Source organism: Halobellus captivus (assembly GCF_007655485.1).
Lineage (GTDB): Archaea > Halobacteriota > Halobacteria > Halobacteriales > Haloferacaceae > Haloquadratum > Haloquadratum captivum.
Genome location: NZ_VJXQ01000003.1, coordinates 52,247 through 76,859, shown reverse-complemented (window position 1 = coordinate 76,859; position 24,613 = coordinate 52,247). Strand labels below are relative to the sequence as shown.

Here is a 24,613-nt window from a genome sequence, read left to right as displayed (position 1 = left end):
GTAGGCCATCACCATCTTGATCGGCGTGTCGGATTCACTCATCGACGTTCACCTCCGCGTCCGCGGCGGTCGTGTCAGCGAGCACGCTACCGCCATCGGTGCGAAGCTCGCCGCCGTCGGCCGCGACAGTGCCGTCGCGGCTCTCGTTCGGCACGAACTCGGGGTAGACTGAGACGCCGTGTTCGCCCTCGTCGAGCCCTTCAGTCTCCTCTGCTTCGGTCACGCGGAGGCCGACGAGCGCATCGATCACCGCGAGGACGATCGCCGAGGCGACGATCGTCCAGAGGGCGATGACGCCGACGCCGACGATCTGCAGCACGAACTGGTTGAGCGCGAATCCGCCGACCGCGAAGATCGGGATCAGCGCCGTACCGACCGCGCCCGCGACGCCGTGAACGGCGAAGACGCCGCAGACGTCGTCGATCTTCAGCCTATCGACGGTGAAGTGGAAGGCGGGGAGCACGAGGAAGCCGCCCAGGCCACCGAGGAGCGCGCCGCCCCACCAGGTGACGTGCGGCACCGCACCCGTGACCGCCACGAGCCCGGCGAGGATGCCGTTCGCGGTCCAGAGCGGATCCGGTTTGCCCTGGTAGCGCGCGGAAGTGAGCATCGCCATCGCACCGCCAGCCGCCATTCCGAGCGTCGTTACGAGCGCGACGCGACCGAGCGCCGAGCCCATAAACGTGAGCGTGCCGTCGGCGGCGACGGCGAGAATCGTCGCCTGCGTGCCGACGTTGAAGCCGTACCAGCCGAACGCCAGGATGAACGTTCCCAGCACCGCGAGCAGCATCGAGTGGCCCGGAATCGGCTGACTGTTGCCGTTCGCGTCGTAGCGACCCTTACGCGCTCCAACCATCTTGGCCGCGACTAATCCGGCGATGCCGCCGCACATGTGGACGACGGTCGCACCGGCGAAGTCGAGGTAGCCAGCGCCGAGCGCGCCGCCGATGAAGCCGGAACTGGCGAGGAGCCCACCCGACCACGTGAAGCCGACGACGACCGGGTAGATCAGCGCCACCATCACGACGGTGAACAGGACGTACGCGTCGAAGTTCATCCGCTCGGCGACGGCACCCGAAACGATCGTCGCGGCCGTCATTGCGAACACCGCGCCGAAGAGCCATCCGATCCACGCGTTCGAGTCGCCGATGTGACCGAAGGCACCGGCGATGTCGCCACCGGAGGTGAGACCGCCGATCATCACCGCGACGGCCGCGCCGACGATGAAGTACACGAGCGTCCCGAGGATCCAGTCGGTCATATTCTTCATCAGCACGTTGCCGACGTTCTTCGCGCGGACCTGCCCGGATTCGAGCAGGGCGAAGCCCGGTTGCATGAAGAAGATCAGGAACGTGACGACGAGGACCCACACGTTGTTGATCCCGTTGGCGACAGTGGTCGGATCAACCTGTAAGGGCGTGATCATTTCGCCACCCCATCAGTCGAACGTTTGTCTACTGATACAACAAATAGGCAGTGTTTCGTTGATTGAATCACGAGAGTTCCTCAAGGAGAGGCAATATATAAAGATTGGAGTTGAATATGTCTAAAATACCTATCCCTATTCAGACATTCGTATGATTTGGGTAATAATATAAGGTGAATAAGGTTCAGTTATTTCGATATCATCTGTAATATGGTATGAATTATTGGACAAACGTTCAGGCAATTGCTGCCAGACTACGTGTTTGACGCCGCGCGCACCGGGTCTCTGTGAAGTCGCGGAGAAGTAGAAGAGCAGTAGAGGACGGGCGACGGAGAAGTAGAGGAGCAGTCGAGGAGCGATCACTGACAGGACTGCGCCGTCACCAATGATTCAGAGCCGACGAGCGAGGTCTTCGGCGAAGTACGTGATTATGAGGTCCGCACCCGCGCGTTTCATCGCGAGGAGCGATTCGTGGGCCGCCTCGTCGAGGTCGAGCCATCCCTTCTCGGCGGCGGCGTGCAGCATCGCGTACTCGCCGGAGACGTTGTACGCGGCGACCGGATGGTCGAACTCCTCGCGGACCGAGCGCACGACGTCGAGGTACGCGAGCGCGGGTTTGACCATCAGGACGTCCGCGCCCTGTTCGACGTCGAGTGCGACTTCGCGGATCGCTTCCCGCCCGTTGGCCGGATCCATCTGGTAGTGTCGGCGGTCTCCGAACGCGGGCGCGCCGTCGGCGGCATCGCGGAAGGGGCCGTAGAACGCGCTCTCGTACTTCGCGGCGTAGGACATAATCGGAACGGACTCGTGGCCCGCCCCGTCGAGTGCATCGCGGATCGCGCCCACCATCCCGTCGGTCATCGAACTCGGCGCGATCATATCCGCGCCAGCATCGGCGTGCGAGACGGCGGTCTTCGCGAGCAGTTCGAGCGTGGCGTCGTTCCGGACGGTGAGCGTCGGACTCTCGGCCGCGTCGGATTCGAGCACGCCACAGTGGCCGTGGTCGGTGTACTCACAGAGGCAGACGTCGGTGATCACGTAGGCGTCGGTTTCGGCGGTGATCCGGCGGACCGCCTCCTGCACAATTCCGTCTTGCGCCCACGCGCGAGACCCACGCTCGTCTTTCGATTCAGGAATCCCGAAGACCATCACCGCTTCGACGCCCGTCTCCAGCACTTCCTCGACGCGGTCGACCGCATCGTCGACGGGGACGCGCTCCTGGCCCGGCATCGACCCGATCGCGACGCGCTCGTCGGTCGTCGCGTCCACGAATATCGGGGCGACAAGGTCGTGAGCGTCCAGTTTCGTCTCGCTGACGAGCGACCTGACGCCGTCCCGTCGGAGCCGTCGCGGCCGGTCGGTGAGGTTCATAACCGACGCTTCGCGGCCGGTGGAAAAAATCGCATCGGAGTCGCCGCCGACGTCCATCAGCGTCGCCACGGGCATCGGAGTCCCACTGACACCCGCCGCCGTGGACCCGGAACGAAATACGTTTGTGACGATCCCGAGTAGATACGAACGATGCAGGTGCCCCAGTTGGTCCTCCAACTCGACGCGATGCCGCCGCAACTCACGGCACTCCTCGAGTCCGAGTGGGCGTACGTCGCGCTCTTCGGCGTCTTCGTGCTCGAAGGCGCGATGCTGATGTACTTTATGCCGAGCGAGCTCATCGTCCCCGGTTCGCTGCTGCTTTTGGGTGGCGATGCTCTCATTCCCGTTCTCGCCGTCGCCGTGCTCGGAGCCACGCTCGGCCAGTACGCGCTGTTCAAGGTGGCCCAACGCGGCGGTCGCGAGTATCTCCTCCAGAAATCGTGGTTCCGCATCAGCGAATCGAAACTCGACCGATTCGACGGCTGGTTCGAGAAGTGGGGTCCGGTCGTCGTCCCGGTGAGCAACGCGCTACTGTTCACCCGCGGAATGCTCACCGTGCCCGCGGGATTCGCGGAGATGGACGACCGGCAGTTTATCGCGCTGTCGGCCGTCGGTACGCTGCTCTTCGAGGTCGCGCTCGCGAGCTTGTACCTGTACGCGGGAACGCTGCTGTGAAGAGCGACGAAAAGCCGGTGTGAGAGCGGGGCGTCGTCCCGACGGGCTGGCGGAGGGTTTTTCGAGGTTCGTCGCGTGCGAGAGACACGTGAGCGACTTCGACGAGGAAGCGGAGCGAAAGCGACTGCGCGAAAAGTACGAACAGGACGAGGAGCGGCGCAAAGAGACCCAGCAGATGAGCGAACTGCTGTTGAAGGGCGCGACGATGACCAATCGCCACTGCGATGACTGCGGCGCGCCGATCTTCCGCTATCAGGGCCAGGAGTTCTGCCCGAGTTGCCAGCGCACGACGGGAGGAGGGGCGGACGGACAGGCACGTGCTGGCGGGCAAGAGGGCCAAGCGAGCGCCGACCACCAGCCCGCGACGAATGAGCGGGCTGCAAAAGACGAAGGCGGACCCACCGTTGAGGCCGCAGAATCGGGCCGTGCCGAACCCGGAGCGTCGGCGGCGAGGCCCGGGGCCGAGAGCGGGAACGGAGAGCGAGCGTCGGCGACGGGTCGAGAGACGGCGGCGGCGGTGGGCGGTGAAGGCGCGTCGCCGACGGATGGCGAAACGGTGTCACCGATAGGGGCGGCGGGAGCCGCATCGACCGACAGCCGCCAGACATCTGCAGGATCCGACAACGAGGCCAGAGAGGCGCTTCTTCGGGCACTGACGCAGCACGCTCGACTCGCCGAGGAGACAGACGATCCGCGGCGCGCGAAGGATCACCTCGCCGCGGCACGAGAGGCCGCGGCCGCACTCGACGAACTCGAATAACGTCCGTTACCCGGCTACGAGTCCGGCCAGTTCGAGTCGAATGTGGCCGAGGTACGGGATCCGGAGGCGGGCGCTGCCGCGGATCCACTCGGGTCGAACGGGGCCGGCGATGTCGGTCGCCTGGTCGTACTGCCCGTTGGCGTCTCCTTTCGTGATGAACCCCGAGTGCGGGGCCGGGCAGTTCCGGAGTTGATCGCAGTCGTCCGCGTTCATATACGCGGGATCCGCGCGGTCGTACCAGTTCTCGCCCTCTTCGACGTAGAAGTGCGCGCGGTGGATAATCGGCGATCCGACGCGAGTGGGCGGGTCATAGATGATGACCGATCCGTTGCCGCCGAAGCTTCGGTATCCTTCTTCGGTGCCGATGTCGATCGTCACGACGCCGGTATCCTCGTAGGCGTAGTCCGGCGTGAAGCGGTGTTCCTCGGTGACGAAAATGAGATCGCCGCGGTACATCTCCGGCTCCATACTGCCGCTCTCGACGGCGACCATCGGCGGCCAGACGCCGCTGATCGCAAAGAGAAGAAAGCCGACAGCGGCGACCGCGAGCGCGCTGTAGAGCGTCTCGCGAATGAACAACAGCGGCCCGCTCTGGGCAGTCCGAAAGCGCGTGACGATGTTCTGGTTCGGATCGGCGGCTCGGGTTCCGGGTCGCGGTCGGGGACGGCCCTCGGATTTCCGACGCGATTCGGCGACGCCGACGGGGATACGGTCGTCGTCGCCCGAATCCGGTCCGCGGTCGTGTTCGGGCTGCGGTGCCTCGGTTGGCCCGTCCGTGTCTGCGCTCCGGGCCCCCTCGTCGGCGACGTCCCCGCGACCGGACGGAGCCGCGTCGTCGGCGTCGTCCGGACGATCGGGCGTGTTCCCCTCTTCGTCCGTCATCTACCGGAGTTTCTGCGCCGCCGCGTTTCAACCTTCTGACCACGACCGCTGCGGAGTCTCGGAATGGCCTCGTTCCGTCGGGGTCCCGGGACGGCCTCGGTCAGTACGCTTTTCTTCCGTTACCCCGTTCGGCCGGTGTGCCTCTGGAGACGCCGGTTCGGATCGTACACGAACTCACCGCGCGCGGATACAACGCCGAACAGGAGGCTGTGACGCTCATCGCGAGCACCGACGCCCCGGGGAGAGCGCTCGAGGCTGTCGTCGAGCACGTCGACGACGACACGCTTCGAATCACGGCCGCGGACGTCCGAGACGCGCTCGCCGCGTCGCGGTCGGCGGTCGACGGGCAGAACCCACCGGGCGCAGGTGAGCTAGTAGACGCGGGAGAGGAGGCAGAGAGAAGAGAGCGCGCAGAGGCGACCGACGCGGCAGCGACGGACGCAGAAGTGGGAGAGACGGAAGCCGCAGCGGCCGACGCGGAGGCGGCAGACGCGGAATCAGCAACCGATACTGATCGTCCGTCTTCGGCCCGCGGAGACCCCCTTGTTTCCACTGGAGAGGAGCAGTTAAATCGACAGACAGCCCCCGAGGAATCAGTACAAGAGGTTCCAGGGGAAAACGGTGATAGAATTACAGCGGGTACCGGCGATACGTCGGGTATCGACGCCGTGGGCGCAGCGAACAGCAGATCAGCGTCCCGGAGCGCCGATCCGGCGCTTCGATCGCTGGAAGTCGAGGGCGACGTGACCGGTCAGAGCACCGGTACGGGCGAGTATGGCGACTTCGTGAAGGTGTTCAGAGACCGCTACGAGAAGCTCTCAAAACAGCTTCGCGGGCGCGTGAATCATCGCCCGGCGAACGCCATCCAGTCGATGAGCGGCGGGACCGACGCGGCGATGATCGGCCTCGTTAACGACGTCCGCTCGACGAAAAGCGGCCACTGGCTCGTCGAGTTGGAAGACACCACGGGGACGTTCCCCTGTCTGGTGATGAAAGACCGCGAGTTCGCCGACCTCGTCGACGAACTGCTGCTCGACGAGTGCATCGCCGTCGAGGGGACGCTCTCGGACGACGCGGGCATTATGTTCGTCGATTCGATGTACTTTCCGGACGTGCCGCGGACGTACACTCCGAACACCGCGGACAGACACGTCCAGGCGGCGCTCATCTCCGACGTCCACGTGGGGAGCCAAGAGTTCGTCGCCGACGCGTGGGGGCGCTTCGCCGACTGGCTGCACACCGACGAAGCCGAGCACGTGGAGTATCTGCTCATCGCGGGCGATATGGTCGAAGGCGTCGGCGTCTATCCGAACCAGGACGAAGAGCTCGATATCATCGACATCTACGAGCAGTACGAGGCCTTCTCAGAGCACCTCAAGGACGTCCCCGGCGATATAGAAATTCTGATGATTCCGGGCAACCACGACGCCGTTCGACTCGCGGAGCCGCAGCCCGGTTTCAACGAGACGTTGCGGGAGATAATGACCGCCCACGATGCCCGGATCACGGGGAATCCCTCGCTCGTCACCGTCGAGGGCGTGAAGATACTGATGTACCACGGAGTCTCGCTCGACGAGGTGATCGCGGAGCTACCCGCCGGAAAAGCCAGCTACGACGAACCGCATAAGGCGATGTACCAGCTCCTGAAGAAACGACACGTCGCGCCGCAGTTCGGCGGGAAGACGCGGCTCGCACCGGAGGAGAAGGACTACCTCGTGATGGAACAAGTCCCGGACGTGTTCCACACCGGCCACGTGCACAAGCTCGGGTGGGGGAAGTACCACGACGTCCTCGCAGTGAACTCGGGCTGCTGGCAGTCTCAAACCGACTTCCAGAAATCCGTCAACATCGACCCCGACGTGGGATACGCACCTATTCTCGACCTCGACACGCTGGATATGACCGTGCGGAAATTCATCTAACGTCGAGGGTTCGCACTCGGAACAGAATGGGCGGCCCTCGGTCGGGCGACGGCTCTCAGCCGGGGCGACAGCTCTCAGTCGAGGTGGTGTCGACGGATCCTCAGTCGGGACGGCCGGTGATTCTCAATCCGGGCGGAACCGATACTTCGTCGTCGGCTCGCCGTCGAAGGTGGGCCCCGTTCCGACAGTCTCGAAGCCAGCGGCCGCGGCGGCCGACGCCACGTCGGAATCGGATTCCGGAACGACGAGCGCGACGTCGAACCCCTCGCTCACCGCGAATCGGACGGGTTCGGCCAGGAGTCGCTCGGCGACCGCGGCGTCGCCCGCGAGCTGCGTGACGTGAACGGTACCTTTCTCGACGTCGAACGCGACGAACCCGTGGACGGACTCGTCTGAGTCGCTGCTGTCGTCTTCGGCTCGGTCCGCGGTGTCTGCGTTCGGTCCCGGATCGCGGCGCGGTGCGACGGCGAGTCGGACCGTCCGGTCGTGGACCACGTTCCGAAGCACGTCGGTAGGGAGGTCGACGATGGCACCGAGCGTCTCGGCGTCGTCCTCGACCGCGTCTCGGACCTCGACGTCCATACGTACCTCTTCGCGCGGCAGCACCTTAAACTGCCGCGGAGGTTGAGAAATTGAACTGCCGCGAAAACGGAACGATCCGGAACACGGGGGAACTGCGAGTCTCCGAGCGTGTCAGATACGTCGACTGGACGACGTTCGTCCACGCGGCGATCTCCGGCGACATATGTACAGTCGGCGTTCGTCCACCCAGCAGAGGTACGGAACTTCCCGCGGGCGAGTGGAACTGACAGCCGCCACAAAGAAACTCGGCAACGGTTGAGACGGGAGACAAGATTTTACACTCCCCCCGGCAATGGTCGGCTATGTCAGAGCACCAGTCGCAGTTCAGTCTCGTTTGCCGACGGGAGGCACGACCGTGCGAGTAGTCGCGAAGTTCGGCGGAACGTCGCTCGGCAGTGGCGACCGGATCAACCGCGCCGCCGACTCTATCGCCGCGGCGGTCGAAGCGGGTCACGAGATCGCCGTCGTCGCGTCCGCGATGGGCAACACGACCGACGAACTCCTCGAAGAGATCGAGTTCGAGGCCGAAGACCGCGACCGCGCGGAGATCGTCTCGATGGGCGAGCGAACGAGCGTGCGGATACTCAAGGCCGCACTCGCCGCCCGGGGCGTCAACGCGATCTTCGTCGAACCCGGCGCGGACGACTGGCCGGTCATCGCCAACGAACTCGGCGAAGTCGACGTCGAGGAAACGCAGCGGCGTGCGGGCGAACTCGCCGACGACCTCGACCACGTCGTCCCGGTCATCACCGGCTTCCTCGCGCAGAACATCGACGGTGAGATTACGACGCTCGGCCGCGGCGGATCGGACACGACAGCCGTGATGCTCGGGCGGTACATGGACGCCGACGAGGTCGTCATCGTCACCGACGTTGAGGGCGTTATGACCGGCGACCCCCGCGTCGTCGAAGGGGCGCGAAACGTCGGGCGGATCACCGTCGACGAGCTTCGGAACCTCTCGTTCCGCGGCGCGGAGGTCGTCGCGCCCTCGGCGCTGTCGTACAAGGACGACGACCTCGACGTCAGAGTCGTTCACTACCAACACGGCGATCTGCTCACCGGCGGGACGCTCATCGAAGGCCAGTTCGAGAACCTCATCGATATGCAGGACGAGCCGCTCGCGTGCGTCACCGTTGCCGGACGCTCGATCCGGAACAGTCCGGGCATCCTCGCCGACCTCTCGCAGGCGCTTCGAGAGGCCGAAATCAACATCGACGCGGTCGCCTCCGGGATGGATTCGGTGACCTTCTACGTGGGCGAAAACGTCGCCGAAGAGGCCGAGAACTTGCTCCACGAGAAGGTCGTCGACGATCAGGCGCTCTCGTCTGTCACCGTCGACGACGAAATCGCGGTCATCCGCGTCACGGGCGGGGAACTCCCGAACCGTCCCGGCGTGATCCAGGACATCGTCCAACCGCTCGCGGAGGCCGGGATCAACATCCACGACGTCATCACCTCCGCGACCTCCGTCGCGATCTTCGTCGCGTGGGACGACAGAGAAGAGACGCTCGAAACCGTTCAAGACGAGTTCTGAGCGCGGCGGAGTTGTAGAGAACGAGCGCCTGTCTCACCGACCATCGTACAACCGCTCGCCGATCCGGGCCGGGAGTCCGGCGTCCGCGACGGCCTCGGCGACCGCGTCGATGTCGTACTCGACGCGCCGCTCGTCGACCGATTGGTCGTCGAGGTCGACGACCGCGTACGCCGCTCGCGGGTCGCCGTCGCGCGGTTGACCGACGCTGCCGGGATTCATCACGGTGCCCTCCTCGAACTGTTTGTGGCCCTGGACGTGGGTGTGTCCCGTCACCAGGACGTCCTCGTCGCCGAGCATCGACGGCGAGAACTCCTCGGGGTAGGTGTAGCGGTCCGGGTCGTCGGGGTGACCGTGGACCAGTTTGATCCGCCCGTCGAGAACGGTCCTTGCGTCCGGAAGCCCCGAGAGCCACTCGACGGCGTCGTCGTCGAGTCGTTCGCGCGCGTACTCGACGCCCGCGGCGGCCATCGAATTGAACCGGAACGACGTGTCCGACGCGACCGCGCGGTCGTGGTTCCCCATCACCGTCGGAATCTCCCGCGTTCTCACCTCGGCGACGCACTCGGCTGGCCAGGGGTTGTAGCCGACCACGTCGCCCGCGCAGACGATCGATTCCGGCGTGGAGTCGTCGCTCGCGTTGGAACCGAGGTCGTCGAGGACGGCGTCGAAAGCGACCTTGTTCGCGTGCACGTCCGAGATCACGGCGACCTGCATATTCGAAAAAGGATTCCGGGGGTGAAAATTCGGTCGACGACCGGGACCCGAAGGTTCCGAGGGAATCAGCCGTTGTAGACGCTGACGTCGACGTCGCCGTCGTCGTGGGTGACGCCCGCGGCGCAGACGGCGTGCTCGTAGGAGAGATCGTACGCCGCGCGGGCGATGTCGGCGGGGTCGGCCGCAGCGGAGCCGAATTCGATCGGTGTGGGCGCGTCCTCCTCGTAGGTCGCAACGAGCGTGGGTTCGTCGACGGACTCGACGAGCAGGGCGTCCCGACGGACGATGCCGACGTACGACTCGTCGCCGACGACGCCCGCGACGCGGGGGGTGTCGTAGTCGTCCTTCTCGTAATCGAGCGCGAGGAGCGAGGAGGCGAGCGCGTCGCGCGCCGGATAGCCGAGGTCCAACTTTTCGGCGATCGGATCGACGTGGGAACCGTTACCGACGACGACCCCGTCGCCGCCCGCGCGGACGCAGTTGTAGGAGACGTAGGGGTTGTCGTTCTCCGGGGCGTCGGGCGTCGGCGCGACCGTCAGCGTTCCGTCGCGGTCGACGATCTGTCTGTCGGGGAACGATCGGGAAGAGACGCGGTACGCGGCGAAGTCGGGGGCGACGATCACGAATCGTCCGATGTACATACACGAACGTGGTCAAGAATGAGATAAATAGGTGCTGGATTGTGCATAAACGGGCTCGGATGGAACATCGTTCGCGGGCTCAGTCGTACGCAGGCTTCATTCGCTCACAAACGTCAGTCGCCTGCGAGCCTCAGTCGTCCGCGGGCGTGGTCGTCCGGGTGTCGCTCGTGAAGCCGTCCTCGTTGGCGACGGAGGCGATCTTGGGCTGAAACACCCACGCGGTCAACAGGACGATCGGGATCATCGACGCGGCGACGACCGAGTAGCCCGTGTGCAGGTCCGGGAGGAACTGTGCGGAGTAGACGAGCGGGTAGGCGATGCCGCCGACGGTGCCGACGCCGCCGACGACGCCCGCGACCGCGCCGGAGCTGTTGGGGAACATCGCGGGAACCTGCGCGAAGATCGATCCCTCCGCCAGCGCGCAGCCGGTGCCGACCAGGAAGCCCGCGGCCACCGCGAGGAGCACCTCGCCGGTCAGCCCGGCCAGCGTCATTCCGAACATCGAACAGACGACGAAACACAGCGTGACGAACGTCCACTGCTCGCGGTAACGGCCGGTGAAGAAGGGCAGGATGTCGCGTTCGTTTCGCGCCAGCACGTCGCTGACGTAGCCGCCGATGGGTCGGAGGAGCCCCGCCGCGATCGAGAACGTCGCCGCGAACGTGCTCGCTAAGACGAGGTTGTTCGTGGCGAAACCCTCTCGGTAGTACGTGGCCAGCCAGCCGTTCATCGACAGTTCGAGGCCGAACGTCATCACGTACGCGAGCGCGAGGACGACCGTTCCGTACCGGGTGGCCGTGTAGAACCAGCCCCTGAAGCTCGCGTTGTCCTTCGTCGCCTGGCGCTTCTCGTCGCTCTTGGCCGCCTCACCCAGCGCGTAGTACGCGACCGCCAACACAATCGAGACGACGCCGGTGTAGAAGAACGCCGCGCGCCAGTTGGTCTGAAACAGCGGCCCGCTCCATCCTTCGCCGAACACGCGCGGGAGGACGAGCGCGCCTCCGGCCGCTCCGGCGTTACCGATACCGGCGTAGATTCCCTCCGCCGTGCCGAGTTCCTCCGCTTCGAACCACTCGGAGACGTGCTGGATGCCGATCACGAACGTGATACCCGCCGTGGCGACGATCAGCCGCTCGATAAAGAAGATCGTGTAACTCTGCGCGAACGCCGAGGCCATCGAGAATATCCCCACGTAGCCTAACACGATGGCGAAGACGGTCGGCGCGCCGTACTTATCGGAGAGCCACCCCGTGAGGATCCGGCCGAACGGCGCGAGCCAGATCGCGGCGCTGGCGAGGATACCGATCTCGGCGAGAGAGAGACCGAACTCCTCGGCCATCGGGCCGGTAAACGGTGCGAACGAGAACCAGATCAGGAACGAGAAATTGAACCCGATCGTGGCGAGCACCAGCGTCCGGTACTTCGTCATCCGGATCAAGCCCATTGTGACACTCCATCACTGAACGTGAGTTCGCCATCAGCCACAAAAGTACGACAATAATGAATTATTTTGCTTAATCCTTGTCTGAATGAACACATTATCACGGATGGAGTGATCAGTTTCCACGTGATAAACGTACTCCTTATCGTATATACTGTATTGGGTTGATCAGGTAACAATACAACCACATACGAAGTGTATTAAGATAATAATTGAGTTGAGAACGTGGATCCGGTCATTTCATCCATATTAATAGTCAAATGCGGATTACCTCCGAATGTTTAGACGGGAAACAGATGACCAGCTCGGTTCGAGGTGAAACGAACACGCCGCGTATCGTGGGTATGGAGGTGATCGACGGTGTCGTGATCCCTCCAACCGAACAGGAAGAAACGCAAAAGTGTGGGAAACGGACGCTCAGTCGTCGGCGCGGCCAGCGGTCGATTCGGGCAGCGTCGGCGCGGCCGACGGTGCGACGAGTCGGACGGCGCACTGCTTGAAGTGTGGTTCCTTCGACTTCGGATCGCGTTCGGAGAGCGTGAGACGGTTCGTCGAGGGGTGGTGGATAGGCAGCCAGATCAGTTCTCGGGGGACGGCTTCGTCGGGGGCGACCGTCGCCGTCACCGACGCCCGGCGCGAGACGATCGAAATCAGGTCGTCGACGAACGCGTCGTCGTGAGCGGCGATCGTATCCGGGTGAATCCGCGCGCGCAACTCCCCCGACTCGCCGCCGCGCGATCGGACGCCGGTGTTGTAACCGTCGGCCGCGCGCGCCGTTGTCAGCGTCAGCGGGTACGACCCGTCCGTCGGCTCGGGAAGCGGTCGCTGTCGGCCGGTCGAGAACCGCGCGGTTCCCGTAGCCGTCGGGAACGACCACGTCTCGCCGTCGTGAGACTCCTCGTAGTATCGGTAACCCCCACCGCTTCCCGCATCAGGTGCGGGCCAGCGAACCGCGTGAACGTCGTCGAGGATGTCGTAGGTGATCCCCGAGCAGTCGGCGATCGTCCCCGCGGTCAGCGCCGCGAACTCCTCGAAGACCGACGCGGGGTCGGGCGCGTGCGAGGAGAGGAGGTCCGGAAAGAGCGACGAACCGATCGTCGCGATGATCCCCAGATCCGTGCGGACACCGCTGGGAACGTCCGTCGCCCCCCTGACGCGCGAGATCGTCCGCTCCATATTCGTCGTCGTCCCCTCGGATTCGCCCCACGTGGTCGCTGGCAGGACCACGTCCGCGAGTTCGGTCGTCTCGGTGTGGAACGCGTCCTGCGCGATGAGGAACGTGTCCGCCAGCCGCTCGCGTGCGGCGTCGGCATCGGGCATTCCCGCCGCTGGGTTGGTCGCGACCGTCCAGACGGCCGCGGGTTCTGCCTCGAGGATTCCCACCGGGCCGGGACCGGCGTCGTCTGGAAATCGCCCGACTGGAACGCCCCAATGATCGGCGACGGTCCGGCGGTGATCTGGATCCTTGAACGGCCGTTGCCCGGGCCACGTGCCCTTCGAGGAGCACACGCGCGTTCCCATCGAGTTCGCCTGGCCGGTCAGGGAGAACGGGCCCGCGCCGGGGCGGACGTTGTCGGTCGCGAGCGTCAGGTCGACGAGCGCCCGCGCGGTCTCGGTCCCCTGGACGTGTTGGTTGATCCCCATTCCCCAGTAGAGGAGCGTTCGGTGGTCGAAGGCGTCCGCGAGGAGCTCGACCGCATCGAGCGCCACGCCCGCTTCGCGGGCGGCGTCTTCCGCGTCGGGTAGCGATTCGAGAAGCGCGTCGAAGCCGTCCGTGGCGGAGTCGATGAATGCTCGTTCGATTCGGTCGGTCTCGACGAGTCGGGCCAGCACGGCACGCGCGAGAGCGAGATCGCGCCCCGGTTCGGGCGCGACGTGGTGGGCGGCGTTCTCGGCGGTCTCGGACCTGACGGGATCGACGACGACGATCTCGACGCCCTCGGCGTCCGCCGCGCGCCGGATCCAGCGGAACAGCACCGGATGTGCGACCGCCGGGTTGGCCCCCCAGACGACGTGTCGCTCGGCGTCGTCGATGTCCGCGTAGGTGCACGGCGGCGCGTCGCTGCCGAACGACTCGTAATATGCGGTGACGGCGCTGGCCATACACAGCGTCGTGTTGGCGTCGTACGAGCGTGTCCCGAACCCGCCGCGAGCGACCTTCCCGAGGAGGTAAGCGGCCTCATTGGTCTGCTGGCCGCTGCCGAGGATCGCCACCTCGTCGGGATCGCTCTCGTGGGCCGCGCGCAATCCCTCGATCGCGCGGGAGAGCGCGAGATCCCACGTCGTCCGTTCCAGCTCGCCGTCCTTGCGAACGAGCGGCTTCGTGAGCCACTCGCCGCCGGGATCCCGACTCTCCCCGATCCCGCGCGCGCAGGCCAGTCCCTGATTGACCGGGTGGCTTGCGTCGCCGCGGACCGTGTCGATGCCGTAGCCGACGTCGACCGCCCGCTGGACGTGACCGCACCCCACCGCACAGCGCATACACGTCGTCGGTATCCAGTCACTCATCGTCGGTGCGGTGTGATTCCGAATCGGTCACGACTCACCCGCGCGGGGTTCCGCGCCTGATTGTGGATAGACGTTTGATTCCGGCGCTGCGTCGAAGGATGCGATCTTCCGACGACCGCGGCCGACGCCGCCGTGACGCACGTCTGAAGGGTATCCGCGATCGATGGTGTGCATCGCGGTCATCTCAGTCGTCCGCCTCCAGCGATCTGCCCCGCGAGTCCGTCGGGGCCGGGCTCGACCCGTCGTCGAACGGGTACCACGACTGCTTGGCGTCGGTGAGACACAGGTCCTCGTAGCCGTCCACCTCTTGGGGTTCGGCGAGTTCGACGATCGTCTCGTGGCCGGTCGCCTCGACCCACTCGCGGAACGGCTGGCCGGGTTCCCGAAGCGCCGCGTACGCCTCGATGAGGTTTTTGACTAAGCCCGGGATTTCGTCGGCGGGCACGCGCTGGCGCACCCACTCGATAAACGAGGGCTCCGCGCCGATACCGCCACCGACGCCGACGTCGAGCGCCTCGACCATCTCGCCGTCTTTCCTCGCTCGCATCCCCTGAAAGCCGATGTCAGCGGTCATCGACTGTCCGCAGTCGGCGGTACAGCCGGAGTAGTGCATCTTGATCCGCTCGACGTCTTCGGGGACCTCGACGTTGTCGCCGAGCCACCGGATCAGCCGCGCCATTCTGGCCTTGGTCTCGGTGAGCGCTATCGAGCAGAACTCCGTGCCGGTACAGGCCATCGCGCCCTGTACGAACGGGTTCGGTTCGGGCTTGTACCGCGTCAAAAGCGGCTCTGCGAGGAGATCTTCGAGATCCCCGTCGCCGACGTCCATCACGAGCGGATTCTGACGGCGACTCAACCGAATTTCGCCCGACCCGTAGTCGTCCGCGAGGTCCGCCAGTTCGATCGCGTCCCCGGCGGGAAGTCGTCCGACGGGGACCGACAGTCCGACGTAGTTCCGACCGTCGGCCTGCTCGTAGACGCCGACGTGATCGTGGGGCCCGCGGTCGGCGGGGCGACCGGCGTTGTAGGTGTACTCTCCCCGGAAATCGGTCCCGGCGGTCTCGAACGGGAAATCGAGCCGCTCGTCGAGTTCCTCGCGGATCGTCTCCGTGCCGACATCGTCGACGAAGAAGCGCGCGCGGTTCTTCGAGCGGTTCTGTCGGTCGCCAGCCTCGTGGTAGTACTCCACAAACGCGCCGACCGTTTCGACCGCGTGTTCCGGACGGACGAAGAGGTCGAGCGAGCGTGCCGGTCGGGGTTCCCGGCCGCCGAGCCCGCCGCCGACCCGGACATTGAATCCCTCGACCTCCTCGCCGGAAACGAACTTGTGCGCGGGTTCGAGGCCGATATCGTTGATGACGTCCTGGGCGCACCCCTGTTTGCAGCCCGACACGGAGATGTTGAACTTCCGCGGCATGTTCGAGAGCGCGTCGTCGTCGCGGATCTCCGACTGGATCTCGTCGAGGATGGAGCGGCTCTCGACGTACTCCTCGCCCTTTCCGGCGACCGGACAGCCCGAGATGTTCCGCATCGTATCGCCGCCCGCAGAGCGCGAGGAGACGCCGACCGACTCCAACTTCTCCCAGATTTCGGGGATATCCTCCAGTTTGAGCCAGTGAAGCTGGATCGACTGCCGCGTGGTGAGGTCGATCCACGCGTCGCCGAACTCCGGGTTCGAGACGGGTCCACGGGCGTATTCGGCGGCGACGTCGCCGATAGCGCGCAACTGGCCGGGGTCGAGCACCCCACCGCAGTTGGTGAGCCGCATCATAAAGTACGATTCCTGTCCCGACCGCTGGTGGAAGACGCCCCAGAATTTGAACCGCGCGAACCACTCCTCGCGCTCGTCTTCGGGGATCGACTCCCACCCCGCTTCGGCGAATTCGATCAACGCGTCACGTACGTCGTCACCGTAACACGCGCCCTTCCAAGATTCTTTTTTGTGTGCCATTTCAGTATAAATGAGTACGATTGTCCACGTATATTTGAGATATCGTGTAGATCATCATCCGATGCTGGATACGTTCACAGGAGACCAAGGTATAAAGATTCGGTTGAAAATGTAAAATTAAACCACCCATTACCATCATTACACAGAAATAGTGAAGAGGATAAAACAATATAAGGCCATAAATAAAACAAAATACGGGATGTTTTTGAAAATTATCTTGTGGGTGCTTCCCACGGAAGTCGGAGAAACACTCATCTGCCCACTCGCCGACAGTTCGGGCGAGATGCTCTCCGACAACGATACGCAGACGTCAGGTGACGGGAAGAGCCCGAAAGCGTCGGCGGATCGTAATGACGCCGTGGACGCGTCCGGGAACGGCGGACTCAGCCGACGCCGTCTCATCCGTTTTTTCGCGACACTGCTGGCGCTCGCACTCTGTTTCGTTCTCCTCGCGCGGGTCGCGGCTGTTCGGTTGGTCGCGCTCGCCCCGCTCTATATGTTTACGCCCGCGGTCGCGGCGGGGGTGACCGTGCTCACGTCGGACGTCTCCCGAAACGAGATCGGGGCACGGATCGGGCGCGTCCGGTGGCATTTGTTCTCCGTCGTGGCGGTGTGCATCCTCGTCGGAGTTGGGTTGGCGGTCGCGGTCGCGACGCCCGGAATCGGCTTCGACGGATCCGCCGATCCGATACCTGGGCTCGCGCTGCCGTCGGGCGTACTCGGTGTCCTCGCACTCGCGGCGCTGACCGTCGGAACCGGCGTGACCGTCAACGCGGTCTTCGCGCTCGGCGAGGAACTCGGCTGGCGCGGGTATCTGCTGTGGGAACTCGCGCCGCTGGGGTTCTGGCGGGCGAGCGGAGTGATCGGCGTCGTCTGGGGACTCTGGCACGCGCCGGTCGTCCTCGACGGCTACAACTACCCCTCGTTTCCGGTCGTCGGCGTCGCGGCGATGACCGTCGCGACCGTGGTCTTCGCGCCAGTGTACACGTACGTCGTCGTCCGCGCCCGCTCGGTTCTCGCCGCGGGGTTCTTTCACGGCGTGTTCAACGCCGCGGGAGGGGCCTTGCTCGCGTACACTGTCGCGGCTGATCCAGTCCGAGCGGAGTTGGTAGCGAGTCCCGTTGGCGCGGCTGGCGTCGGCTCGTTCGCGCTGGCGACCGCGGTGATCTGGAAGTTAGGCGTTCCGTCCTTGGACCGCGCCACCCTCTGGTCCGGCGGTGAACCGGCTACCGACCCCGGAACGAACGGCGAGCGCGACGGAGGGGTGTGACAGACTTCGCAACACTCATATGGAGCCACGGGCTACGATGGTGCACGCAGTCGACGAGCGACGTCGGCGGCTGAAATGCAGTCCCATGGGGTAGTGGCCAATCCTGAAGCCTTCTGGGGGCTTCGACCCAGGTTCGAATCCTGGTGGGACTATTCTCCGATTCCTGCACGCCGTGGCTCCGATATGCCGTGTCTTCGGAATAATACCTCGAACGTACCTCGTAGCTACAGAAAACGTTTCCACCTGAAATGAAGGGGTCAGGGGTGCCGTCGTTCGACCGCGTAGTCCGTCGCGTCGCTCGCCGCCGTCAGCGCACCGTCGACGCGGCTATTTCTCGACGACGAGCAGCGCAACGCGTTCGAGTACCAACGATTCGAGGTCGCCGTCGACGACCGCGAGTTCATCGCGCCCGACGTCGTAGTACGCCTCCACGAGGTCGGCGTCGTAGTCGCCGAGCGTGCGGGCGGTCTCATCGAGAACGCGCGTTCGGACGGCCGCCGCCGCGGCGTCTTCGTCCCCCCCGTCGATCAGAATGACGACGCGGTTCTCCCCGGTTGAGACGCCGAGTTCGAGTGCATCGGTGATCTGTCTGCGACCCGCAGCGTAGAGGAGTATCTCGACGGCCCTGTCGCGGGCGACGTTTTCGCCCCGCTCGATGGCGCGGTCGGCCAGTTCGACAGCGCGCGCCAAGTGCCGGTCGCTCACGACGTAGCGTGCGTCGAACGCCTGAATCGTCGCGTCCGTTTCCGAAGCGATCCGATCGAGTTCGGCGACGAATGCGTCGACGTCGCCGACGGCGACTGTGCCCTCGACGAGCCGGATCGACTTCTCAGAACTCATCCGAAATCACCCAGGCTGGCCTGTTCCTCGGGGTCGCCTTCGGGACGCGCGGACGAGGTCGCCGTCGACCCGGATCGCTCGGCCGATTCGCCGGAGTCACCCCCGGCAGCGTCCGCGGCCTTCGTGACCTCCTCCATCGAGGGATCCCGGCGGCCGACGTTTTCGAGGATCCGTTCGGCGGTCTTTCGACGGCCCCGGAGCGCGCGGAGCACGGTCGATTTGTCGGCCTCACGCAGGTCCGCGCGGGTCTCGATCCCCGACTCGAAGAGCCGTCTGGCGCGCTTGCGACCGATGCCCCGGATTCCGGCGAGTTCCAGGAGCTCGTCGCGGACCCCGTACTCGACGCGCTTTTTCGCCTCGCGGATCGGGACCGCCGAGAGGTCGAGTTCGCCCGCGAGGCGTTCGGCCGCGTTGAGCAGCCACTCGGCGGTCTCGACCTTCCCGCGGACGTCGCCGGGACCGACGCCGTAGCGTTCGGTGATCCGGTCCTCGTCGACCTCGTCGGCCCAATCCACGAGGAGCCGCGCGGTCTTCAGCGCCGAGAGCCACTCCTCGAAGCGGACGTCCTCGTACTCCGAGGGCGTACGGCCGAGCAGCTCCGCCTCCCGCTCGTAGCAGACCTCGGTGTAGGTCTCTCGGTCACCGGATTTGAGGTACAGCTGGTACATATCCGGCGTTCGCGAGACGAGGTGAAAGAGGCCGAGCGCCGTCGGATAGGTGGGTCCGTCGTCCGGTGACGGTTCAGTGCGGTCATCCGACGGTGGCGGGGATTCGTCCGACTCGCCGTCGGTGCCGTTCGACTCGCCGTCGGTGCCGTTCGACTCGCCTCGCGCATCTGGCGACGCCAACTCGCTGGCGCGCTGAAATCCGGCGTCCATCGTGGGTGTGTCGGCGGATTTCGGCGTCGACGCCGCAGTTGGCCCCTCACCCGCGAGCGCGCGAATCATCTCCGCGCGGTTCGACTCGGCCCACTCCAGCCCGTCGATGATCTCCGCGGCGGTCATCGGATCGAGATACAGCCGCGAAACCGTGTGGCCGACGCCCGTCGCCGACAGCGAGTCGTCCCCGCGCTCGATGAACTCGTTGCGCTCCAAGTAGGCGAGCACGTCGTCGGTGACGCGTTCGAGCCGCCCAGACTCGTCGGTCTGGGTCGCGTACAGCGTCCGTTCGAGGAATTCGAGAAGTTCGCCGCGAGTGTGAGCGAACCCGGAGGCGACTGTCGCGAGCACGTGCGTCCGGAGCGCGGGTTCGGCGGCCAGTTTCGAGCGGACGGGCTCGGGGTCGGCCCAGATGTAGCGCTCGAACAGTTCGTCGCGCGTCTCGGAGTTCTTCGCGAGCAGGACGGCTTCGCCGTACGGGTCGAGGCCGGGGCGACCCGCCCGGCCCATCATCTGGTGGACTTCGAGCACGTCGAGCGGTTTCATCCCGCCGAACTCGCCGTCGTAGCGCCGCCAGTCCCGGACGATCACCCGACGGCTGGGCGTGTTGACACCGGCGGCGAGCGTCGGGGTCGCCGAGATGCACTTGACGAGCCGGTCGCGGAACGCGTCCTCGACGAGCGAGCGGTGCTCCGAGGCGAGCCCGGCGTGGTGGAAGGCCGAGCCCTTCGCAACGCAGTTCGCCAGCGTGTCGCTCGTCTCGGTGTCGGAAACGTCTCTGATCTCTGCGGCCAGTTCCGCGAGTCGCCCGCGCTCGTCGTCGGTGAGGTGGGGTGCGACGACGTCGCGGAGGCGCTTCGCCGACGCCTCGGCGTTGCGCCGGGAGTTCACAAAGACGAGCGAGGAGCCCTGATCGCTGTCGTCGCTGTCCGTGGTGGAACCGCTTTCCGTGGTGAAAGCGCTATCGCCGTCCTCGTCGCCGACGTCGTCTGCGTCCCTGTCGGAATCAGCCTCGGAAAGATCAGTCTGCGTACCGGAGTCGCCCGCGAGGGCGTCGTCGACCAGCGCCGCGGTCGGCCGCCCGCCCGATTCGACGGGGACCTCGCGCTGGCTCCCGTCGTCGAAGGTGACGGCGTTCCCGTAGTGGACGCCCATTCGGAGATCGATCGGCCGCCAGTCGGACTCGACGAGTTCGGCGTCGAGCCACTCGGCGACGACGTCGGCGTTCCCGACCGTCGCCGAGAGCGCGACGACCTGCAGGCCGGGGTTGAGCGTCCGCAGCTTCCCGAGCGTGACTTCGAGCGTGGGTCCGCGGTGCGCGTCGTCGACGAGGTGGACCTCGTCGGCGACGACGCAGCTCAGCTCGTCGATCCACGCCGCGCCGTTTCTGACGAGGGAGTCGACCTTCTCGGAGGTCGCGACGATGATGTCGCGGGAGGCAAGCCACTCACCGTCGGACTCGTAGTTGCCCGTCGAGACGCCGACGTCGAAGCCGTACGCTTCCCAGCGTTCGAACTCGGTCTTCTTCTCGGAGGCGAGCGCCCGCAGCGGAACGATGTAGAGGGCCTTACCACCACGGGCGACGCTCGACAGCATCGCCAGCTCCGCGACGAGGGTCTTCCCCGACGCGGTCGGCACCGAGGCCACGACGCTCTGCCCGCGGCTGACGCCCGCCTCGACGGCCGCGGCCTGCGGCGGGTAGAGCTCCTCGATTCCCTCCTCGCGCAGATGGGCTGCCACCGCTTTGGGCAGTTCGGGCACCTCCTCCGGTTGCATCGGGGAGAGGTATGCCGTCCTCGGGTTTAAACAATCGGAGTCAGCGCGAGTCCCCATCGTCGAGAGAACCAACGCAGAGCACCACGGTTGAGAGCGTCACCCCAACGTCGCCACCGCTATGTGGCCTCTCCGCAAACGACGGAAACGAGTATGAAAATCCGCTACGATCGAAACACCTGCATCGGGATGTTTCAGTGCGTCGACGAGTGGGACGCGTTCGAGAAGAACCTGGACGAGGGCAAAGCCGACCTCGACGGCGCGACCGAGGTCGACGACGGAATCTTCGAGCTCGAGGTCCCGGACGGCGCGGAACTGGACGCCGAGTTCGCCGCGCGGGCCTGTCCCGTCGACGCGATCGAATTGTACGACGACGACGGAGAGAAAGTCGTCTGAGCGCGTCTGCGAACTGAGTGCTGCGCGTACGCAGCACAATCGTTATATACGTTCGTCGAGATTTTTTCAGCCGAGGAGCAGTATGAGCTACCGAAGTCACGGGCGGAACCTCTCGGAGTGGGCCGACCTCATCGGCGCGTCGCTTCCGGATTCCGTCGAAGAGCGCGAGAACGCCAGCGCCGGGTTCGACGCCGACGGAAGGTTCAGCGCTGAGGACGGGTTCGGCGCAAACGATGGGTTCGGGGAGCGAAGCGGCGACGAATTCGACGCGGCATTCGGGAGCCGTTCGAACGCCGATTTCGTTACCGACCCAGACTCCTAGCGGTCCGAGACATCTCAGAGGGGCTGATTTCACTTTCACCGCCGTCGGCGAACCCTTAACAGCGGTGACGCCCAATCACGGCGTAATGGCGGCCACCGACGACCCCGCGTACGTGGACCATCCGCTCTTGAATTCCGGGTTCATCGAGCGTCGGCTCTACCAGGTCCGACTCGCGGGGACGGCGCGAACCGCACACACGCTCGTCTGCCTCCCGACGGGGTTGGGAAAGACGACGGTGAGTCTGCTCGTGACGGCCGACCGGTTGGACGAGGTCGGCGGAAAAGCGCTGTTTCTCGCGCCGACGAAGCCGCTCGTCCAGCAGCACGTCGACTTCTACCGGGAGGCGCTTTCGATCCCCGACGAGGAGATCGTCGTGTTCACGGGCGAGATCCGACCGGACGACCGCGCGGAGGCGTGGGCGGACGCACGGATTGTCGTCGCGACGCCGCAGGTCGTCGAGAACGACCTCGTCGGTTCGCGGATCTCCCTGTCCGACGTCACCCACCTTACGTTCGACGAGTGTCACCGCGCGAGCGGCGACTACGCGTACGTCTACATCGCCGAGCGGTACCACGCGGACGCGACGAACCCGCTTGTGACCGGAATGAGCGCCTCGCCCGGTGGCGACAAGGAGGCGATTCTGGAGGTGTGTGAGAACCTCGGCATCAGCGAGGTGGAGGTGATGACCGAGGAGGACGCCGACGTCGACGAGTACACCCACGACACCTCCGTCGAGTGGGAGCGGATCCAGTTGCCCGAGGATATCTTACGGATCCGCGACGCGCTGAACGAGGTCATCAAAGACCGCCTCCAGAAGCTGAAGTCGCTGGGCGTGACGAAGACGACCCAGCCCGACATTTCGCAGAAGCAGTTGAACCGGATGCGGGGAAAGCTCCAGGAGTTGATGGACGCCGACAAGTCGGACGGGTACAAGGGGATGTCGACGCACGCGGAGGTGATGAAGCTCCGGCGGGCGGTCGAACTCGTCGAGACGCAGTCGGTCGAATCCGTTCGGAGGTATTTCGAGCGCCAGCGCAACGCCGCGCGCTCATCCGGCGCGTCGAAGGCGAGCCAGCGACTCGTCGCCGAGCCGAAAGTCAGGGAGGCGATGCGGTTAGCCGAGAGCTTCGACGGCACGCATCCGAAGTTCTCCCGCGCGCGGATCCTGCTCGCGCAGACGCTCGGCATCGAGGGCGGCGAGCGCGTGATCGTCTTCACCGAGTCGCGAGACACCGCCGAGGCGTTAACCGAATTTCTCTCGACGTCCTTCGACGTCCGGCGGTTCGTCGGGCAGGGAGACAAGGAGAGTTCCGAGGGAATGACCCAGAAGGAACAGCAGGAGACCCTCGACGCGTTCCGAAACGGGGAGTTCGAGGTGCTCGTGTCCACGTCTGTCGCCGAGGAGGGCCTCGACGTCCCCGAGGTCGATCTCGTGCTCTTTTTCGAGCCCGTGCCGACCGCGATCCGCTCGATCCAGCGGAAGGGCCGAACCGGCAGACAGGCCGAGGGGAGCGTCGTCGTCCTGCTCGCCGAGGACACCCGCGACGAGGCGTTCTTCTGGATCTCGCGGCGTCGCGAGAAGGAGATGGAGTCGGAGCTTCGAGAGTTAAAGAGCGTCGCCGGAGACATCGAGTCAGAGCTGAACCCCGCACAGCGGGGGTTAGGTTCGTACGACGGCGACGAGCGGAGAGCGGGCGGCAGCGGCGGGAGCGACAGCGACGAGACGGACGACGGACCCCACGAGGCGGGGAGCGAGTCCGACGACAAAGCGATCGAGAGCGAGTCCATCGCGGCGAAGAACGGGCAAGCGGGACTCACCGACTTCGGCCCGACAGACGAGGAGATCGAGCGCGCGAACTCCGACGGCGGCGACGAGGAGTCGAGCGCGGACGACGGTGAGGAGGGGACGGATGCGAGCGACGGTGACGAGGGGACGGACGCGGGCGATGACACCGCAAACGTGGACGACGGCGGCGACGAGGGAGTCGCCGCCACCGCCGGAACGGACGGCGACGCGACGGAGACCGAAATCGTCGTCGACCAGCGGGAACTCGACGCCGCGATCGCGAAAGACCTCTCGAAGCGCGAGGGCGTCCGGACGCGGCTCGAAACGCTGGCCGTCGGCGACTACGTCCTCTCCGATCGGGTCGCCGTCGAGCGGAAGTCCGTCGCCGACTTCCTCGATACGCTCCTCGGCAGCGAGCGGTCCATTTTCGAGCAGATCGGCGACCTCGCTCGCGCGTACGCGAGGCCGGTCCTCATCATCGAGGGCGACGGGCTCTACGAGGAGCGGAACGTCCATCCGGGCGCGATCCGCGGGGCGCTTGCGTCGCTGGCGGTCGATTTCGACGTGAGCGTCCTGCAGACCCGCGACGAGGACGACACCGCGGAACTGCTACTGACGATCGCCGAACGAGAACAGACCGAGCGCGACAGAGCGGTGAGCGTCCACGGCGAGAAGAGCGCGAAGACGCTGGCCGAACAGCAGGAGTACGTCGTCTCCTCGATTGCGGACATCGGCCCCGTCACCGCGCAGTCGCTGCTTCGGGAGTTCGGAACCGTGGAGGGTGTGATGACCGCCCGCGAGGACGATCTCACCGAGGTGAGCGGGATCGGTTCGGTGACCGCCGAGCGGATCCGCGAGGTCGTCGGCAGCGAGTACGAGTGACGCCCACCTGCGAGTCCGAGTGATCACTCCCCACTCCCACCCCCGCTCACTCCCGTCCG

The 24,613-nt window shown here is 65.4% G+C and carries 20 protein-coding genes and 1 tRNA gene; 9 read left to right on the top strand and 12 right to left on the bottom strand.

All coding sequences use genetic code 11. The annotated features are described in order from the left end of the window. Window positions 1-34 precede the first annotated feature (34 nt). The gene (locus tag FJT57_RS09755) at window positions 35-1,426 is read right to left on the bottom strand and encodes an ammonium transporter (protein WP_144904656.1); all 1,392 of its coding nucleotides are present in this window, start codon (window positions 1,424-1,426) and stop codon (window positions 35-37) included. Window positions 1,427-1,816: 390 nt separating this feature from the next. After that, window positions 1,817-2,797, bottom strand: coding sequence for a porphobilinogen synthase (hemB, locus tag FJT57_RS09750; protein ID WP_144905304.1), 981 nt, complete (start codon window positions 2,795-2,797; stop codon window positions 1,817-1,819). 150 nt (window positions 2,798-2,947) lie between these two features. Between hemB and FJT57_RS09745 the strand changes: the two genes are divergently transcribed. Both FJT57_RS09745 and FJT57_RS09740 read left to right on the top strand, forming a co-directional pair. Continuing rightward, the gene (locus FJT57_RS09745) at window positions 2,948-3,472 is read left to right on the top strand and encodes a DedA family protein (protein ID WP_144904654.1); all 525 of its coding nucleotides are present in this window, start codon (window positions 2,948-2,950) and stop codon (window positions 3,470-3,472) included. Between the two features lie 88 nt (window positions 3,473-3,560). Then, window positions 3,561-4,232, top strand: a complete 672-nt coding sequence (locus tag FJT57_RS09740; protein ID WP_144904652.1) for an Sjogren's syndrome/scleroderma autoantigen 1 family protein — start codon at window positions 3,561-3,563, stop codon at window positions 4,230-4,232. Window positions 4,233-4,238: 6 nt separating this feature from the next. On the opposite strand, the gene FJT57_RS09735 is transcribed toward FJT57_RS09740, so the two are convergent. After that, on the bottom strand, window positions 4,239-5,114 hold the full coding sequence (locus FJT57_RS09735) for a S24/S26 family peptidase (RefSeq protein WP_394348813.1): 876 nt from the start codon (window positions 5,112-5,114) through the stop codon (window positions 4,239-4,241). 161 nt (window positions 5,115-5,275) lie between these two features. On the opposite strand from FJT57_RS09735, the gene FJT57_RS09730 reads away from it, so the two are divergent. Further along, the gene (locus FJT57_RS09730; protein ID WP_449405209.1) at window positions 5,276-7,036 is read left to right on the top strand and encodes a DNA-directed DNA polymerase II small subunit; all 1,761 of its coding nucleotides are present in this window, start codon (window positions 5,276-5,278) and stop codon (window positions 7,034-7,036) included. A 123-nt stretch (window positions 7,037-7,159) separates the two neighbouring features. On the opposite strand, the gene FJT57_RS09725 is transcribed toward FJT57_RS09730, so the two are convergent. Next, a complete protein-coding gene (locus tag FJT57_RS09725; protein WP_144904647.1) occupies window positions 7,160-7,618 on the bottom strand; it encodes a hypothetical protein in 459 nt (152 codons plus the stop codon). 355 nt (window positions 7,619-7,973) lie between these two features. Here FJT57_RS09725 and FJT57_RS09720 point away from each other — a divergent pair, with 355 nt between their 5' ends. Then, complete coding sequence (locus tag FJT57_RS09720) at window positions 7,974-9,152, top strand: aspartate kinase (protein WP_144904644.1); 1,179 nt, start codon at window positions 7,974-7,976, stop codon at window positions 9,150-9,152. A 33-nt stretch (window positions 9,153-9,185) separates the two neighbouring features. Here FJT57_RS09720 and FJT57_RS09715 read toward each other — a convergent pair whose 3' ends face one another. The 6 genes from FJT57_RS09715 to FJT57_RS09695 form a co-directional block, all read right to left on the bottom strand. Further along, a complete protein-coding gene (locus FJT57_RS09715; RefSeq protein WP_144904642.1) occupies window positions 9,186-9,866 on the bottom strand; it encodes a metallophosphoesterase family protein in 681 nt (226 codons plus the stop codon). Window positions 9,867-9,931: 65 nt separating this feature from the next. Then, the gene (locus tag FJT57_RS09710) at window positions 9,932-10,507 is read right to left on the bottom strand and encodes an IMP cyclohydrolase (protein WP_144904640.1); all 576 of its coding nucleotides are present in this window, start codon (window positions 10,505-10,507) and stop codon (window positions 9,932-9,934) included. 130 nt (window positions 10,508-10,637) lie between these two features. After that, window positions 10,638-11,936 (bottom strand): MFS transporter, encoded by a 1,299-nt coding sequence (locus FJT57_RS09705; protein ID WP_144905302.1) that lies wholly within the window; start codon window positions 11,934-11,936, stop codon window positions 10,638-10,640. Window positions 11,937-12,365: 429 nt separating this feature from the next. Beyond that, entirely contained in the window at window positions 12,366-14,456 is a 2,091-nt protein-coding gene (gene nasA, locus FJT57_RS09700; protein WP_144904639.1) for an assimilatory nitrate reductase NasA, read from the bottom strand. Between the two features lie 27 nt (window positions 14,457-14,483). Then, window positions 14,484-14,639, bottom strand: a complete 156-nt coding sequence (locus FJT57_RS16415; protein WP_162524327.1) for a hypothetical protein — start codon at window positions 14,637-14,639, stop codon at window positions 14,484-14,486. A 1-nt stretch (window position 14,640) separates the two neighbouring features. Then, the gene (locus FJT57_RS09695) at window positions 14,641-16,407 is read right to left on the bottom strand and encodes a nitrite/sulfite reductase (protein ID WP_144904637.1); all 1,767 of its coding nucleotides are present in this window, start codon (window positions 16,405-16,407) and stop codon (window positions 14,641-14,643) included. Between the two features lie 283 nt (window positions 16,408-16,690). Between FJT57_RS09695 and FJT57_RS09690 the strand changes: the two genes are divergently transcribed. Next, window positions 16,691-17,677 (top strand): CPBP family intramembrane glutamic endopeptidase, encoded by a 987-nt coding sequence (locus FJT57_RS09690; RefSeq protein ID WP_162524326.1) that lies wholly within the window; start codon window positions 16,691-16,693, stop codon window positions 17,675-17,677. Window positions 17,678-17,756: 79 nt separating this feature from the next. After that, window positions 17,757-17,829 (top strand) — tRNA-Gln (locus tag FJT57_RS09685). Between the two features lie 175 nt (window positions 17,830-18,004). Here the strand turns inward: FJT57_RS09685 and cgi121 are convergent. Both cgi121 and FJT57_RS09675 read right to left on the bottom strand, forming a co-directional pair. Next, window positions 18,005-18,499, bottom strand: a complete 495-nt coding sequence (gene cgi121, locus FJT57_RS09680; protein ID WP_144905300.1) for a KEOPS complex subunit Cgi121 — start codon at window positions 18,497-18,499, stop codon at window positions 18,005-18,007. Window positions 18,500-18,513: 14 nt separating this feature from the next. Further along, on the bottom strand, window positions 18,514-21,171 hold the full coding sequence (locus FJT57_RS09675) for a DEAD/DEAH box helicase (RefSeq protein WP_144904633.1): 2,658 nt from the start codon (window positions 21,169-21,171) through the stop codon (window positions 18,514-18,516). A gap of 150 nt (window positions 21,172-21,321) precedes the next feature. Between FJT57_RS09675 and FJT57_RS09670 the strand changes: the two genes are divergently transcribed. From FJT57_RS09670 to FJT57_RS09660, 3 genes are all read left to right on the top strand, one after another. Continuing rightward, window positions 21,322-21,564: a ferredoxin gene (locus FJT57_RS09670; RefSeq protein ID WP_144904624.1), complete on the top strand. Its 243-nt coding sequence runs from the start codon at window positions 21,322-21,324 to the stop codon at window positions 21,562-21,564. An 82-nt stretch (window positions 21,565-21,646) separates the two neighbouring features. Then, a complete protein-coding gene (locus FJT57_RS09665) occupies window positions 21,647-21,886 on the top strand; it encodes a hypothetical protein (RefSeq protein WP_144904621.1) in 240 nt (79 codons plus the stop codon). A gap of 85 nt (window positions 21,887-21,971) precedes the next feature. After that, window positions 21,972-24,554, top strand: a complete 2,583-nt coding sequence (locus FJT57_RS09660) for a DEAD/DEAH box helicase (protein ID WP_144904619.1) — start codon at window positions 21,972-21,974, stop codon at window positions 24,552-24,554. Window positions 24,555-24,613: the final 59 nt, after the last annotated feature.

Coding starts and splice junctions, on each gene's coding strand:
- FJT57_RS09755 (WP_144904656.1), bottom strand. CDS start 1,426: ATGATCACGCCCTTACAGGTTGATCCGACCACTGTCGCCAACGGGATC.
- hemB (WP_144905304.1), bottom strand. CDS start 2,797: ATGAACCTCACCGACCGGCCGCGACGGCTCCGACGGGACGGCGTCAGG.
- FJT57_RS09745 (WP_144904654.1), top strand. CDS start 2,948: ATGCAGGTGCCCCAGTTGGTCCTCCAACTCGACGCGATGCCGCCGCAA.
- FJT57_RS09735 (WP_394348813.1), bottom strand. CDS start 5,114: ATGACGGACGAAGAGGGGAACACGCCCGATCGTCCGGACGACGCCGAC.
- FJT57_RS09725 (WP_144904647.1), bottom strand. CDS start 7,618: ATGGACGTCGAGGTCCGAGACGCGGTCGAGGACGACGCCGAGACGCTC.
- FJT57_RS09715 (WP_144904642.1), bottom strand. CDS start 9,866: ATGCAGGTCGCCGTGATCTCGGACGTGCACGCGAACAAGGTCGCTTTC.
- FJT57_RS09710 (WP_144904640.1), bottom strand. CDS start 10,507: ATGTACATCGGACGATTCGTGATCGTCGCCCCCGACTTCGCCGCGTAC.
- FJT57_RS09705 (WP_144905302.1), bottom strand. CDS start 11,936: ATGACGAAGTACCGGACGCTGGTGCTCGCCACGATCGGGTTCAATTTC.
- nasA (WP_144904639.1), bottom strand. CDS start 14,456: ATGAGTGACTGGATACCGACGACGTGTATGCGCTGTGCGGTGGGGTGC.
- FJT57_RS16415 (WP_162524327.1), bottom strand. CDS start 14,639: ATGACCGCGATGCACACCATCGATCGCGGATACCCTTCAGACGTGCGT.
- FJT57_RS09695 (WP_144904637.1), bottom strand. CDS start 16,407: ATGGCACACAAAAAAGAATCTTGGAAGGGCGCGTGTTACGGTGACGAC.
- FJT57_RS09690 (WP_162524326.1), top strand. CDS start 16,691: ATGCTCTCCGACAACGATACGCAGACGTCAGGTGACGGGAAGAGCCCG.
- FJT57_RS09675 (WP_144904633.1), bottom strand. CDS start 21,171: ATGCAACCGGAGGAGGTGCCCGAACTGCCCAAAGCGGTGGCAGCCCAT.
- FJT57_RS09670 (WP_144904624.1), top strand. CDS start 21,322: ATGAAAATCCGCTACGATCGAAACACCTGCATCGGGATGTTTCAGTGC.
- FJT57_RS09665 (WP_144904621.1), top strand. CDS start 21,647: ATGAGCTACCGAAGTCACGGGCGGAACCTCTCGGAGTGGGCCGACCTC.
- FJT57_RS09660 (WP_144904619.1), top strand. CDS start 21,972: ATGGCGGCCACCGACGACCCCGCGTACGTGGACCATCCGCTCTTGAAT.